This is a genomic window from Verrucosispora sp. WMMA2121, from assembly GCF_027460185.1.
Taxonomy (GTDB): Bacteria; Actinomycetota; Actinomycetes; order Mycobacteriales; family Micromonosporaceae; genus Micromonospora; species Micromonospora palythoicola.
Genome location: NZ_JAPZBH010000006.1, coordinates 942142 through 956776 on the forward strand (window position 1 = coordinate 942142; position 14635 = coordinate 956776).

The window sequence follows — 14635 nt, forward strand, 5'->3', positions numbered from 1 at the left end:
GCCTCGCTCATTTGCGTCCCCCCGAGATGCGGTTGGTCAACAGGGTGTTCAGGGCCGCGACCACGAGGATGATCAGAAACAGTGCCCAGGACATCGCGGCGGCGTAGCCGAGGTTGAGGTCCTTCCAACCGACCTTGTAGATCAGCTGCGCCACGGTCTGCCACTCACCGCCGGCTCCACCGGTGGCGGCCTGCGCGTTGAGGTCGAACAACATCGGCTCGGTGAACAGTTGCAGCCCGCCGATGGTGGACAGCACCACGGTGAAGATGACCACCGGCCGGATCATCGGCACGGTGATCCGCCAGAGCTGGCGCCACGGGCCGGCACCGTCGAGCGCCGACGCCTCGTACACGTCGCGCGGGATGGACTGCATCGCCGCCAGGTAGAGCAGGGCGTTGTAGCCGATCCACTTCCAGTTGACCATGGTGGCGATGGCGATCCAGGAATGCGTCTTGTCGGCCCGCCAGTCGATCGGGTTCTCGGTGCCGATACCGATCAGGCCCAGGGCCCAGTTCGCCATGCCGAGGTCGCGGGAGAAGAAGACGTTGAAGACCAGCGTGGAGGCGGTGATCGGGGTGATGTAGGGCAGCAGCGCACCGACCCGCCACCAGGTCTGGGCCCGCAACCGACGGTTGAGCAGCGACGCGATGATCAACGCGAGCAGCAGTTGCGGGACCGTGGAGAGCAGGAAGATGCCGAAGGTGTTGTAGAGGGCATTGCCGAAGTCCCCGTCGGTGAACAGCCGGCTGAAGTTCGCGGCGCCGGCCCAGCCGGTCAGCTCCGGGTCGTCGAGGCGCCAGTGGCGCAACGCCACCACGCCGTTGAAGATCATCGGGAAGAGCCCGAAGACGAGGAAGAGCAGAAAGAACGGCGCGATCATCAGGTACGGCACGTACCGCATGTCGAAACGGTGCAGCCGGTCGCGCCAGGTCATCGATCGGCCGGGAGTGGGCCGGGGGTGGCGGGTGGCCGTCGCGGGGGTCGCGCGGGTGGTGGACATTACCTGCTGGCCTTCTCGGCTTCCTTGATCGCCTCGGCCCAGGCGGCGTCCGGCCCGAGTGTGCCGTTCTGCACCCGGTTGATGACGTTCTCGACGGCGACCCGGGTGGGACCGTTCTTCCTGCCCAGGTACTGCGGCGTCAGGCCCTCGGCCATCCTGGGGAAGATCTGGCCGACCGGCGCGGAGTTGAAGAACTCGTTCTTGAAGTCGGCGATCGCGGGGTCGGTGTAGAGCGCCGGCTGCGAGGGCAGGTTGCCGACCGTCTTGAAGACCTCGATCTGCTGCTCCGGCTGGATCAACCACTCCAGGAACCGGTACGCCTCGTCGATGTTCCTGCCCTGCTTGGGAATGGTGAGGAAGGAACCACCCCAGTTGCCGCCGCCTCCGGGCACCGCGGCGATGTCCCACTTGCCCCTGGTGCCGGGAGCGGTGTTCTGGATGTGCCCGAGCATCCATGCCGGGCAGGCCAACACCGCGAACGAGCCGCTGGTGAAGCCCTTGTCCCAGTCGGCCTGGAAGCTGGTCAGGTTGGCCGACAGCCCGGCCTCGGCAGCCCGCACCGCATAGTCGAAGGCGACCTTCGGCCCACCCTCCATCCGCAGTTGCTCGTTCTCGTCGTAGAAGCCGACCTGCTGCTGGACCAGGATCGGGTTGAACAGATTCGTCGCGTTGTCGACGAATTTCTTCCTGGTCGTGGCGGTGTACTGCTGGCCGACCTCCAGGAACCTGTCCCAGGTGGGCCAGAGCGCGGAGACCTGCTCCCGCTCGGTGGGCAGGCCGGCGGCGGCGAACAGGTCGGTGCGGTAGCACATGGCCAGCCCGCCGACGTCGGTGCCGAGGCCGATCTGGGTGGCACCGTCCGTGGACAGGGACTGCTTCCACTTCCACGGCAGGTAGCTCGCCTCGTACTTGCCGGCACCGGAGTCGAGCAGGTTGACGAACTTGTCGGCCTGGCTGCGGAACTGGACCATGAAGCCTTCGTCGATCGCCGCGATGTCGGGCGCGCCCGTGCCGGCGATCAGCTTCTTCTGCAGGTCCTCGTGCTGGGCGTTGTACTCGCCCGAGTTGAGGGCGATCGTGACGTTCTGGTTCTCCGTCTCGTACTTCGCCTTCAGGTCCTGGAGCCCGAAGTCGCCCCAGAAGTTGATCGTCAGTGTCACCGCGCCACCGCTGTCGCCGCCCTGGGTGCTGCGCCCGCTGCACGCGACAACCAGGGAGCCGACCGTCAGACCCACGGCTGCGAGCCGCAGCCACCGAGGCGTAGACCGTCTCATGACCCATCCTCCGACACCGTTGGAAACGCCCCAGAGATCGAGGAACGTTGACTGAACCGGATAAGTGAGGTCACCGTACGAGGGTGTCGTCAGCGTGTCAACGACGGGTTAACATTGAGCGCCACCGTTAACCTCCAGCCTGTCCGTTCATGTGGGATCTACTGGTAGAGCAGGGATTATCGGCGGTAGAGCGTGGGAGTCCAAGCACCCGAAGGAACGACCGACAGCGAGCCGACCCGTCGACTGAACCGCACAAGTTCGCATGCTGGCCGGTGGCGCACCGCCCCGTACCGCCCGACGGTCGGGCGGACGGGTAGCGTGTGCCAAGCCGCCCGCGCGCCATCGACGCGGCCGGCTGGACGAACTGGTTCAGGAGGACGTACGCCGGTGAAGCGGCCCACGATCGCGGACGTCGCCCGGCGGGCGGGGGTCTCCAAGGGTGCGGTCTCGTACGCGCTGAACGGCCAGCCGGGCGTCTCCGAGGCGACTCGGCAACGCATCCTCGCCATCGCCGCCGAGATCGGGTTCAGCCCGAGCAGCGCCGCTCGTGCCCTGTCCGGCGCGACCGCCCGCGCCATCGGCCTGATCCTCGCCCGGCCGGCGCGAACCCTCGGCATCGAGCCGTTCTTCATGGAGCTGATCAGCGGCGTCGAGGCGGAGCTGTCCGCCCGGTCGTACGCGCTGACCCTGCAGGTGGTGGCCGACCAGAGCGCCGAGATCGCGGTGTACCGGCGCTGGTGGGGCGAGCGGCGGGTCGACGGCGTGCTGATCTGCGATCTGCGGACCGACGACGGGCGGGTGCCGGTGCTCGAGGCGCTGGGTCTGCCGGCCGTGGTGATCGGCGGCCCGACCGGCACCGGCGGGCTGCCGAGTGTCTGGTCGGACGACGCGGCGGCACTTGTGGAGACGGTGGAGTACCTCTACGCCCTCGGTCACCGGCGGATCGCCCGGGTCGGCGGCCTGCCCGAGCTGCAGCACACCGCGATCCGCACCCAGGCGTTCACCGAGGTGTGCCGGCGGCTCGGTCTCGCCGAGGCGGTCACCGCCTCCTCCGACTACACCGGCGAGGAGGGCGCCCGAGCCACCCGGCGGCTGCTCAGTTCCCGGGTCCGCCCGACCGCGATGATCTACGACAACGACGTGATGGCGATCGCCGGGCTGTCGGTCGCCCAGGAGATGGGTCTCGCGGTCCCCGCCGATCTGTCCATCGTGGCGTGGGACGACTCCCCGCTGTGTCGGCTGGTGCATCCACCACTCACCGCGTTGAGTCGGGACATCCCGGCCTACGGGGCACACGCGGCACGCCAGCTGCTGCAGCTGATCGAGGGATCCCCGACGGGCGGGCTGGAGGACGAGGCCCCGCAGCTGACTCCACGCGGCAGCACCGGCCCCGCCCCCGCAAACAGGTGAGACGGCTGGGCGGCCGCACCGGTCAACGCGACGTCGAGGGGAACTCCTCGAAGTACGCCTCGACCCGCTCGGCGGTCGCCGGCCGGGCCAGCTCGAACCCCTGGCCGTACCGGCAGCCGGCCCGCTGCGCCCCCTCGACCTGGTGGGCCGACTCCAGTTCCTCGGCCACCACCTCGAGACCCAGCCGCTCGGCCACCGTGACCACCACGTCCAGCAGGGGCCGGTGCGGGTCGGCGCCGGCCGTGGCCACCTCCGGCCCGACCTTGAGCAGGTCGATCGGTAGTCGCCGGAGTTGGGCGAGGGAGGCGTGCTCGGCCCGGAAGTCGTCAAGCGCGGTGCGGATGCCCATCGAGCGCAGCCCGGCGAGCCGGGCCACCACCGTCGGCAACTCGGCGGCCACCTTCGGCTCGGCGACCTCGACCACCAGCTGGTCCGGCCCCACTCCGTACGCCTCCAGCACCGCCGCCGTCCGGGGTACGAAGTCCGGTGAGGTGAGTTCCCGGGTGGTCACGTTCACCGCCATCCACATCCGCCGGCCGCCCACCGTCCAGTCGGCCAGCTGTCGACAGGCCCGGTCCAGCACCCAGGTGCCCAGTTCGCCCACGATGTCGAGATCCTCGGCCACCGGCAGCAGTTCCGCCGGGAACACGGTGCCCAGCACCGGGTTGCGCCACCGCAACAACGCCTCGGTGCCGACCGGAGCCCGGTCGGCCAGGCCGAGCACCGGCTGGTAGACCAGATCCAACTCGCCCCGGGCGACCGCCCCGGGCAGCTCCCGCTCCAGGTCGAGCCGGCGGACCAGCTGCTCCTCCAGGTAGGCGTCGTACCACTCGACCCGGTCCCGGCCGAGCTGGGCCGCGCGCCGACGGGCCAGGTCCGCCTGGCGGAACAGATCCTCCGGCTGCCCGCTGCCCAACTCGGTCAGCCCGATGCTGGGTCGCGACCGCAGCACCGCCCCGGAAACCTCGTAGGGTCGACTCAGCGCGGTGAGCAGCCGGGTGCCGAGCGCGTACGCGAGCACCGGTCCGGACCCGCTGACCACCGCGAGTCCCGTACCGGTCAGGTCGAACACCTCGCCGTCGTCGGCGACCACGGCTCGGGCCCGGCGGACGGCCTCGGCGGCGACGTCGTCGCGCACCAGCCGGCCGGGCAGTTCGGTGAGGTGCAGGTCGACCACGAGCAGGGCGCCGCAAGCCGGTTCGGTGCGGGCCGCCAGCGCCCGCAGCAGGCCGGCGCGGCCTGCGACGCCACCGGGGCCGGCGGGTGCCGGTGCCGGCATCGGGTCGGGTGCGACGGCCGACTCGTCCGTCGACATCGGCGGCAAGGAATTGACCAGTTGGCGCACCACGAGCGGCGGGACCACCGCGAGCGCGAGGAGCACCGCCGTGCGGTCGGGCAGCAGACCGACCTGCAACTGGTGGACAACGGCGAGCGCCACCGCGACCGGTGGGAGCACCGCCCGTGGCCAGACCAGTGGGGCCCGCCGGGCGGGCACGGGCCGCGCCACCTGCCGGACTCCGGCGGCGACCAGCAGCACGCCGACCACGAGTGGCGGCACGGCCAGCAGCGCCACCCGCCCACCGGCGGGCCCGGGCGGCAACCCGGCCAGCAGCACCAGGGCGAACAGGGTCAGCGCGGAGCCACCACGACACCGGGCGGTACCGCCGTCGCGGCCGGCCCCGGTCAGCACGGCCAACGCGTCGACGGCGAGTAGACCCAGGACCACCGCGACCGCCAGGCGCATCGGCGCGGGCACACCGGCGTACGGCAGCAGCAGCCAGGCGGTGAGGACCAGGCAGACACCGGGTACGGCCTGGTCGAGCAGCCGGTGCAGCCGACCCCGCGCCGACCGACGCGACCGGTACAGGCTGAACAGGCCACCGCCGAGCAGCGCGGTGGTGCCGGCGAGCCCGGTCGCGACGGCGGCCGGGCGGTATCCGGCGGAGGCCAGCGGTAGCACCGCCGCGGTCAGGCCGGCGGTCACCACCGCGGCATGCAGCAGGGCGGCGGCCCGCCGCGGACGCGCCGCCCGGCGGCGAGCCAACCGGCCGGCCGGTGGTTCGGCCGGCGCATCGGGACCGAGGGTCAGCCGGGACAGCCGAACCCCGGCCAGCGTGGACGCGGCCGCGCCGGCCAGCGCCACCACGGCCAGGGCGGGCACCGGACCGGCCACACCGAGGGCGATCAGCACGGCGGCGACCGCGAGCACGCAGGTCTCCGGCAGGATCGGCCGGGCGTTGGCACACGACGGAGCGCTACGGAACACAGACGCGACGGGCACGGCGGTCGCCTTCGTGAGGGGGCACGGGGGCGGTACGCGGACGACGGACATGGTCCACCGCCCACCCTCGGTGAACGAGTCGTTCGGCGAGAAGTGACGGCCTGTCGACAGTGAGTCAGGTCACGGCAACCGAGTGTCGAGATGGACCCATGACGGTGTCGCCGGATGGCGTGCGCTGGCGACCGACGGCCCACCGACAACCGCCTGCGCCGAGGTGGGATCATCTGGTCATGCCGCGCACCGACACCGCACGCTTCCGGCACAACCAGGCCATCCTGGTCGGGGCGATCGTCGCCACCATCGGCGCCGTGCCGCTGGCCAGTTCCCGCCCCTACCTGCTGCCGGTGCTGCTGGTGCCGCTGGCGGTGGCGGTCTGGGCCTGGCGGGCCGGCACCGACGCCGACCTGCGGGGTCTCCGGCTACGGGCGCTCGCCGGGGAGCGCCGGATCTCGTGGGACCAGGTGGTCGAGCTGGCGGCCGACCCCCGCGGACGGGCGGTGGCCCAGCTCGACGACGGCCGGTGGTTCGTGCTCCCGGCCGTGCGGAGTGCGGACCTGCCGAGGCTGGTGGCGGCGGCCGGACGCGACCCCGCCGAAGCGGATCAGTAGCCGTCCACCACGACGTTGCGCGGTGGCTCACCGGCCGCGAACCGTCGGATCTGCTGGCCGACCAGCCGGTACGCCCGGGGCAGCAGGCCCCGTACCGAGCCGGCCACATGCGGAGTGATCAGCACATTCGGCATCTCCCAGAGCGGATGGTCGGCGGGTAGCGGCTCGGGGTCGGTCACGTCCAGCGCGGCGCAGATCCGTCCGGTGGCCAGCTCGGCGACGAGGGCGTCGGTCCGGGCCACCGGGCCCCGGGCCGCGTTGACCAGCAGGGCGCCGTCCCGCATCGCGGCGAGGAACGTCTCGTCGACCAGCCCCCGGGTCTGCTCGGTCAGCGGCACCAGCAGCACCACGACGTCGGCCAGCGGCAGCAGTCGCGGCAGCTCGTCGACCCCGTGCACCCCCTGCTCGGGCCGGGCGCTGCGGGCCACCAGCAGGAACTCCACCTCGAACGGCGTCAGCCGCGCCCGCAACGCGGTGCCGATCGATCCCGAGCCGACGATCAGCACTCGTTTGCCGGCCAGTTCGTCGGTGGGGGCCACCTCGTCGTACGCCCACCGTCGCCGGGCCTGCGCGCGGGCCATCGCCGGGAAGGCGCGCAGCTGGGCGAGGATCGCGGCGACCACCCACTCGGCGGTGGACGGGTCGTGCACCCCACGAGCGTCGCAGAGCGTGACACCCTCGGGCACCCGACCCACCCAGGCGTCGGCACCGGCCGAGAGCAGTTGCACCACCGCCAGGTCGGGCAGCTCGCGCAGCAGGGCCACGGCCTCCTCGCCGGCCAGGAAGGGCGGTACCCAGAACCGGACGCCGGCCCTCGGCGACGGCAGCTTCGCCGGATCCTCCATCGTCTCGACGACGACCCCCGGCGGCAGCTCGCCGAGCAGGACGTGGCCGGCCTCGTGCGGGATCCAAACCTTCACCTCGCCGACGATAGGCGTCGGCGCGCGTCGACCAGCCGATGGGGGGCGACCCGCGCCGCCATCCACGGGGTCGGCCCCGGCGGGCTACTCTGGGGCGGGTGAGCGCTCCCCCGTACCTCCGCGCCCGTCAGGTTCGTGCCGCCCTCGTGGCGTCCTGCGCGATGCTGCTGCTCGTCGCCAGTGGTTGCAGCCTCGGCGACCCGGAACCCGACCCGGCCGGCGAGCCACCGAACCTGCCCAGTCCGACGGTCACCGCGGGCGACGGCGACCAGGAGGTTGTCGCCACCGTGCTCGCCCAGGGGTTGCGGGTGCCGTGGGGGATCGCCTTCCTGCCGGACGGCGGTGCCCTGGTCACCGAGCGCGACAGTGGCCGCATCGTCCAGGTCGGCCCGGAGTCGACCGCCGACGGTTTGAAGGTCACCGAGGTGCAGACCATCGACGACGTGGTCGCCTCGGGTGAAGGTGGTCTGCTGGGCATCGCGGTCTCTCCGGAGTTCGCCCAGGACCGGACGGTCTTCGTCTACTACACCGCCGAACGGGACAACCGGGTGGCCCGGCTGCGACTCGGCGAGAAACCGACCCCGATCCTGACCGGCATCCCCAAGGCGGGCATCCACAACGGTGGCGGCCTGGCCTTCGGTCCCGACGGACAGCTCTACGCCAGCACCGGCGACGCCGGGGACACCGACCAGTCGCAGGACGTCGAGCAGCTCGGCGGCAAGATCCTGCGGATCACACCGGACGGGAAACCGGCCCCCGGGAATCCCTTCCCGGATTCGCCCGTCTGGTCGCTGGGCCACCGCAACGTGCAGGGCATCGCCTGGTCCGGCGACCGGATGTACGCCGTCGAATTCGGCCAGAACACCTGGGACGAGATCAACCAGATCACCAAGGGCGAGAACTACGGCTGGCCCGAGGTCGAGGGGCGCGAGGACGACGACCGGTACGTCGACCCGATCGTGCAGTGGTCGACCGATGAGGCGTCCTGCTCCGGCCTGGCCGCGGTGGAACGGATGCTCGCCACCGCCTGCCTGCGTGGTCAACGACTCTGGCTGGTCGAGCTGACCGAGACCGGCACGGTCCTCGGCCAGCCGCAGGCCCTGCTGACCGAGCGGTACGGGCGACTGCGGGCGATCGCCGCCGCGCCGGACGGTTCGCTCTGGGTCAGCACCTCCAACCACGACGGGCGGGGCCGGCCGGCGCCCGAGGACGACCGGTTGCTGCGCCTCGTCTTCGCCGGTGGCGGTGCCGGGCGTAGCTGAGGCGCCGGCGCACGGCCTCATTCCAGGTTTGCCAAGATCTTTCGGCGGGCAGGTCAGAATCTCATCATGGACGGTCAGCAGAACGACGAGCCGCGCCGCGACCGGGACGGGGAGAGCACCCCGGAACGGTCGCGTCGCTTCCCACTGAGGCGACGCTCCGCTGCGGCGCGTACCGGCGGCGGGGGGTACCTGGGCCTGCGCCGCCTCGCCGTCGGCCTGGCCGTCCTGGTCGTGACGCTCCTCGGGGTGCTCGCCGGGGTCGTGGCGGGCGGCAACGTGGGCACCGAGATCGGGCCGTTCCACGCTGAGCTGTCCGTGTCGCCGACGACCGACGGCGGCACCACCGTCGACATTCCGCCGCTGGGCTCGTTGCTGCTGGACAGCCACGACGGGCCGACCCAGCTGACCGTCGAGCTGGGCGCGTTGGAGCAGAGCCGGGTGGAGGCGCTGATCGGCGACCCGGCGAGCCTCAACCGGGCCACCCAGTCGGCGGTCGACGAGGTTCGGGAGGGGGTGCTGCGGCTCGGCCTGCGCACGGTCGGCTCCGCCGTCCTGGCCACCCTGGTGCTGGCGCTGCTGGTGTTCCGCGACACCCGCCGGGCGGCCTGGGCCGGCGGCCTCGCGCTGCTGATCACGGCCGGCAGCCTGGGCACCGCCGCCGCCACCATCCGGCCCCAGGCGATCGAGGAGCCCCGGTACGAGGGACTGCTGGTCAACGCCCCGGCCATCGTCGGCGACGTGCGCAAGATCGCCGACGACTACACCCGGTACGCCGAGCAGCTCCAACGGCTCATCGGCAACGTCACCCAGCTCTACACGACGGTCTCGGCGCTGCCGGTGTACGAGCCGGACCCGGGCACCACCCGCGTGCTGCACATCTCCGATCTGCACCTCAACCCGAGCGCCTGGCAGCTCATCCGAACCGTGACCGAGCAGTTCGGTATCGACGTGGTGATCGACACCGGCGACATCACCGACTGGGGCAGCGAGCCCGAGGCGTCCTACGTCGGCTCGATCAGCCTGCTGGAGAAGCCGTACGTGTACATCCGGGGCAACCACGACTCGGGCCGTACGGCGGCGGCGGTGGCCCGCCAACCGAACGCGGTCGTGCTGGACAACACCACGACCACCGTCGCCGGGCTGACCATCGCCGGGATCGGTGATCCCCGCTTCACCCCGGACAAGAGCACCTCGCCGGCCAGCGGAGGGCTGAACCAGACCACCGCCGACGAGTTGATCACGACAGGTGAGAAGCTCGCCGCCACGATCCGCAGCTCACCCCGGCCGGTCGACATCGCGCTCGTGCACGATCCGGCCGCCGCCGGCCCGCTCTCCGGCACCACCCCGCTGGTGCTCGCCGGGCACACCCACGATCGGCAGGTCAACACGCTGCCGGAGGTGGCCGGCCAGCAGCCCACCACGCTGATGGTGCAGGGCTCCACCGGCGGTGCCGGGCTACGCGGGCTGGAGCAGGAGGAGCCGACCCCGCTGGCGATGACGGTGCTCTACTTCGACCAGGAGAAGCGGCTCCAGGCGTACGACGACATCACCGTGGGCGGCACCGGCCAGGCCCAGGTGAACCTCGAACGCACCGTCATCGCCCCGCCGGTAACCACCCCCCTCGGCGCCACCCCCACAGCCACCCCCACCACCACCATCTCCCCCACCCCAACCCCCACCCGCTGACCCCTACCCCCTGCCCTCCTCCACATCGGCCCAGGCCGCCCCAGCCCAGATGATCAAGAAGTTTTGGCCACTGTGAAGCGCTCTCCCAGGCCAAAACTTCTTGATCAACGACGCGAGGCGAGGCGGGCCGGGCCGGGTGGGGGTGGGTCAGCGGAGGGAGAGGGCGGCGAGGGCGGCGTTGACGATGCTGCCGGGGAGCAGGTCGTGCAGGTCGTAGAGGTCGTGGACGCTGCCGGACTGGCCGAACTCGTCGACGCCGAGCGGAACCGCCGGCGCGGCCACCGCCGAGCCGAGCCAGGCCATGGCGTGTGAGGCGGCGTCGTGCACGGTCACCACCGGCACCCGGTCGGCGAAGGCGGACCGCAGCGCGCCCGGCACGCTCGGCACGGTCGCCGTGCGTACGCCCTGGCGCAGCGTGCGTTGCCAGGCCCGGTAGAGGCGGTCCAGGCTGGTCACGTCCACCACATGGGCGGCGACCCCCTCGTCGGCCAGTTCCGCCGCGGCGGCCAGCACCTCGGGCAACACCGCACCGGAGGCGGCCAGTTGCACGGTCGGCGCCTCGGCCAGGTGCGGGTACGCCTGGTGGGCGTCGACCAGCCGGTACGCCCCGGCCAGCACCTGCCGGCGGAGTACCGCGTCACCGAGCCGGACCCGGGCCGCCTCGAACGGCGCCTGGTCGACCGGCCGGGTGCTGAGCCGGAAGTAGTACGCCCCGTCCTCGGCCGGCACCGCCGTCGGCGTCGCCCGGTCCGCACCGGCGATGTGCCCGAACGCGTCGCAGAGCAGCCAGTCGAGGCTCGCCGCGTACGCGGGCTCGACGAAGGTCACCCCGGGCAGTTCCAGGCCCACGCTCGCGGTGATGGTCGACTGGTGGGCGCCGCCCTCCGGCGCGAGGGTGACCCCGGACGGGGTACCCGCGACCACGAACCGGGCACCGGAGTAGGTGCCGTACAGGAACGCGTCGAGCCCGCGCAGCACGAACGGGTCGTAGACGGTGCCGACCGGCAGCAACGGCTGCCCGGACAGGTCCCACGCCAGGCCGAGCTGGCCGAGCAGCAGGAACAGGTTCATCTCGGAGATGCCCAGCTCGATGTGCTGACCCTCGGGGCTCTCCGTCCAGCGCAGCATCCGGTCCTCCGACCAGGACCGCTGGGCGGTCGGCGCGAACACGCCGGTCTTGTTGATGAACCCGGCCAGGTTGGTGGAGGTGGCGACGTCCGGTGCGGTGGTGACGAGGTACCGACCCACCTGCGGGTCACGGGCCAGGTCGACGAGCACCCGACCGAAGACCTCCTGCGTGGAGATCGGCTTGTTGGCGCGTACGTTCGTGGCCTGGGGCACGGCGACCCCCAGCGCACGCTCGCGGGGCGCGCGGGACAGCGCCTCCCGACGCTGCCCGGCCCGGATCCCGGCCGGCGACGCCGGGTCGAGCCGGTCCCACTCGGTGTCCCGGGTCAACCCCTGCGCGGCGCGCAACGCGTCGACCTGTTCGCCGGTCAGCAGGGCGGAGTGGTTGCGCGGGTTGCCGGCGATCGGCAACCCCCACCCCTTGACGGTGTACGCGAACACCACGCTCGGCCGGTCGGTCACCGCGTCGCACTGGGCGTACGCGTCCAGCAGCGCCGCCAGGTCGTGCCCGCCCAGGTCGGTGACGAGTGGGCCGAGATCGGCGTCGGCGACGTCGGCGATCAACGCGGCGATGCCCTCGGGGGCACCGTCCAGGAACTGCTTGCGCAGCGCCGGCCCGGTCAGCCCGAACAGCGACTGGTACTGCTCGTTCGGCATCGCGTCGATCCAGTCCCGCAACGCCGCCCCGCCCGGCCGGTCGTACGCTTCGGCGAGCCGGCGACCGTACTTCACCTCGACGACGTGCCAGCCGGCGGCCTCGAACTGGCCGCGCCACTGGTCGATCCGCACCCCGGGCACGACCCGGTCCAGCGACTGCCGGTTGAAGTCGACCACCCACATGACGTTGCCGAGCCCGGTGGTGGCCGGGTCGGCGACGGCCTCCCAGATGTTGCCCTCGTCCAGCTCGGCGTCACCGATCAGGGCCACGAACCGGGAGTGCGGTCGCGCCCCGAAGTGGGCGTCGACGTAGCGCCGGGTCACCGCCGCGAACAGCGGCGCGGCGGCGCCGAGCCCCACCGACCCGGTGGAGAAGTCGACCTCGTCCGGATCCTTCGTCCGCGACGGGTACGACTGGAGCCCGCCCCGTGCCCGCAGCCGGGGCAGGTACGACCGGTCCAGGTTGCCCAGCAGGTACTGGATGCCGTGGAAGACCGGCGAGGCGTGCGGCTTGACCGCGACCCGGTCCTCGGCGTCCAGGTGGACGAACCACAGCGCGGTCATCGCGGTGACCAGCGACGCGCTGGACGCCTGGTGCCCGCCGACCTTCACCCCGTCCCCAGCACCCCGGTCGTGATTAGCCGCGTCCACGATCCGGGTGGCGAGCCACAACACCCGCCGCTGAATTTCATCAAGAACATCAAGATCGTGCTCGTCCACGCTGGAACTCCATCCGGACATCTCCATTGACGCCCTCATTCGGGGTGGCGCAAGCGTTGATCATGTGGTTAGCGGCGGCGGGAAGATCGACAACTGCCGCCAGCCTCATGATCAACGCGGTCGGGGTGGGGTGGGGTGGGTCAGGATTGGGGGGTTAGGCGGGCCAGGATGAGGGTGCGGACGGTCTGGGCGTCGGCCTGGCCTCGGGTGGTCTTCATGACCGCGCCGACCAGGGCTCCGGCGGCGGCCACCTTGCCGCTGCGGACCTTGTCGGCGATGGCCGGGTTGGCGGCGATCGCCTCGTCCACCGCCGCGGTGAGGGCGCCGGTGTCGGAGACGACCTCCAGGTTGCGGTTGGTCATGATCTCGGTCGGCGAGCCCTCGCCGGCGACCACGCCCTCCAGGACCGTGCGGGCCAGCTTGTCATTGAGCTTGCCGGCGTCGACGAGGCCCTGAAGCTCGGCGACCTGGGTCGGGGTGGCCCCGATGTCGGCCAGTTCCACACCCGTCTCGTTGGCCCGCCGGGACAGCTCGCCCAGCCACCACTTGCGGGCGGCGGCCGGCGTCGCACCGGCCGCCACGGTGGCCTCGATCAGCTCGACAGCACCGGCGTTGAGCACCGACTGCATGTCCGCGTCCGACAGGCCCCACGCCTCCTGGAGGCGACGGCGGTGCAGCCGGGGCAGCTCCGGCAGGGCAGCCTTCAGCTCGGCCACCCAGGCCGGGTCCGGCGCGATCGGCACCAGATCCGGCTCGGGGAAGTAGCGGTAGTCGGTGGCGGTCTCCTTGGACCGGCCCGGGGTGGTGTCCCCGGTGTCCTCGTGGAAGTGCCGGGTCTCCTGGGTGATCCGACCGCCGGCCTCCAGTACGGACGCCTGGCGCAGCATCTCCGAGCGGACCGCCCGCTCGACCGAGCGCAGCGAGTTGACGTTCTTGGTCTCGGTGCGGGTGCCCCACTCCTCGCCGGGCAGGTTCAACGAGGTGTTGACGTCACAGCGCAGCGAGCCCTCCTCCATGCGTACATCCGAGACGCCCAGCGAGCGGATCACGTCACGCAGCTCGGTGACGTACGCGCGGGCCACCTCGGGGGCGAGCGCGCCGGTACCGGGGATCGGCTTGGTGACGATCTCGACCAGCGGAATACCGGCCCGGTTGTAGTCGACGAGCGACTCGGTGGCGCCGTGGATGCGGCCGGTGGCGCCGCCGACGTGCAGCGTCTTGCCGGTGTCCTCCTCCAGGTGCACCCGCTCGATGCCGATGCGCACCAGCTCGCCGTTGACCTCGACGTCCAGGTGGCCGTCGAAGCAGAGCGGCTCGTCGTACTGGCTGATCTGGAAGTTCTTCGGCATGTCCGGGTAGAAGTAGTTCTTCCGGGCGAACCGGCACCACTGCGCGATGGAGCAGTTCAGCGCCAGGCCGATCCGGACGGTCGCCTCGATGGCCGCGGAGTTCGCCACCGGCAGGGAGCCGGGCAGACCGAGGCAGACCGGGCAGACCCGGGTGTTCGGCTCGCCACCGAAGTCGGTCGGGCAGCCGCACCACATCTTGGTGTTCGTGCCCAGCTCGACGTGGGTCTCCAGGCCGATCACCGGCTCGTAGCGCGCGACGACCTCGTCGTACGCGGGCAGCGTCGTGGTCATGAGAACTCCAGCTTTGCAGGCGGTAGCCGGCCCACGGCGGCATCCGGAC

At 71.8% G+C, this 14635-nt stretch carries 10 protein-coding genes; 4 read left to right on the forward strand and 6 right to left on the reverse strand.

The genetic code is table 11. The annotated features are described in order from the left end of the window. Positions 1-7: 7 nt before the first annotated feature. Positions 8-1000: a carbohydrate ABC transporter permease gene (locus O7605_RS13280; protein WP_269739465.1), complete on the reverse strand. Its 993-nt coding sequence runs from the start codon at positions 998-1000 to the stop codon at positions 8-10. After that, positions 1000-2274, reverse strand: a complete 1275-nt coding sequence (locus O7605_RS13285) for an ABC transporter substrate-binding protein (protein ID WP_269739466.1) — start codon at positions 2272-2274, stop codon at positions 1000-1002. Before O7605_RS13285 ends, O7605_RS13280 begins: the two co-directional genes overlap by 1 nt. Positions 2275-2661: 387 nt before the next feature. On the opposite strand from O7605_RS13285, the gene O7605_RS13290 reads away from it, so the two are divergent. Further along, on the forward strand, positions 2662-3684 hold the full coding sequence (locus O7605_RS13290) for a LacI family DNA-binding transcriptional regulator (protein ID WP_269739467.1): 1023 nt from the start codon (positions 2662-2664) through the stop codon (positions 3682-3684). A gap of 22 nt (positions 3685-3706) precedes the next feature. Here the strand turns inward: O7605_RS13290 and O7605_RS13295 are convergent, their stop codons facing one another. Beyond that, positions 3707-5965 (reverse strand): bifunctional diguanylate cyclase/phosphodiesterase, encoded by a 2259-nt coding sequence (locus O7605_RS13295; RefSeq protein ID WP_269739468.1) that lies wholly within the window; start codon positions 5963-5965, stop codon positions 3707-3709. 230 nt (positions 5966-6195) lie between these two features. On the opposite strand from O7605_RS13295, the gene O7605_RS13300 reads away from it, so the two are divergent. After that, on the forward strand, positions 6196-6573 hold the full coding sequence (locus O7605_RS13300; RefSeq protein WP_269739469.1) for a PH domain-containing protein: 378 nt from the start codon (positions 6196-6198) through the stop codon (positions 6571-6573). Here the strand turns inward: O7605_RS13300 and O7605_RS13305 are convergent. Next, complete coding sequence (locus O7605_RS13305) at positions 6567-7493, reverse strand: 2-hydroxyacid dehydrogenase (RefSeq protein WP_269739470.1); 927 nt, start codon at positions 7491-7493, stop codon at positions 6567-6569. The genes O7605_RS13300 and O7605_RS13305 overlap by 7 nt on opposite strands. 38 nt (positions 7494-7531) lie before the next feature. Here O7605_RS13305 and O7605_RS13310 point away from each other — a divergent pair, with 38 nt between their 5' ends. Beyond that, positions 7532-8755 (forward strand): PQQ-dependent sugar dehydrogenase, encoded by a 1224-nt coding sequence (locus O7605_RS13310; RefSeq protein WP_269739471.1) that lies wholly within the window; start codon positions 7532-7534, stop codon positions 8753-8755. A gap of 66 nt (positions 8756-8821) precedes the next feature. Further along, a complete protein-coding gene (locus tag O7605_RS13315) occupies positions 8822-10441 on the forward strand; it encodes a metallophosphoesterase family protein (RefSeq protein ID WP_269739472.1) in 1620 nt (539 codons plus the stop codon). 147 nt (positions 10442-10588) lie between these two features. Here O7605_RS13315 and O7605_RS13320 read toward each other — a convergent pair whose 3' ends face one another. Then, the gene (locus O7605_RS13320; protein WP_269742623.1) at positions 10589-12946 is read right to left on the reverse strand and encodes a transketolase-like TK C-terminal-containing protein; all 2358 of its coding nucleotides are present in this window, start codon (positions 12944-12946) and stop codon (positions 10589-10591) included. A gap of 140 nt (positions 12947-13086) precedes the next feature. Further along, a complete protein-coding gene (gatB, locus tag O7605_RS13325; RefSeq protein ID WP_269739473.1) occupies positions 13087-14586 on the reverse strand; it encodes an Asp-tRNA(Asn)/Glu-tRNA(Gln) amidotransferase subunit GatB in 1500 nt (499 codons plus the stop codon). Positions 14587-14635: the final 49 nt, after the last annotated feature.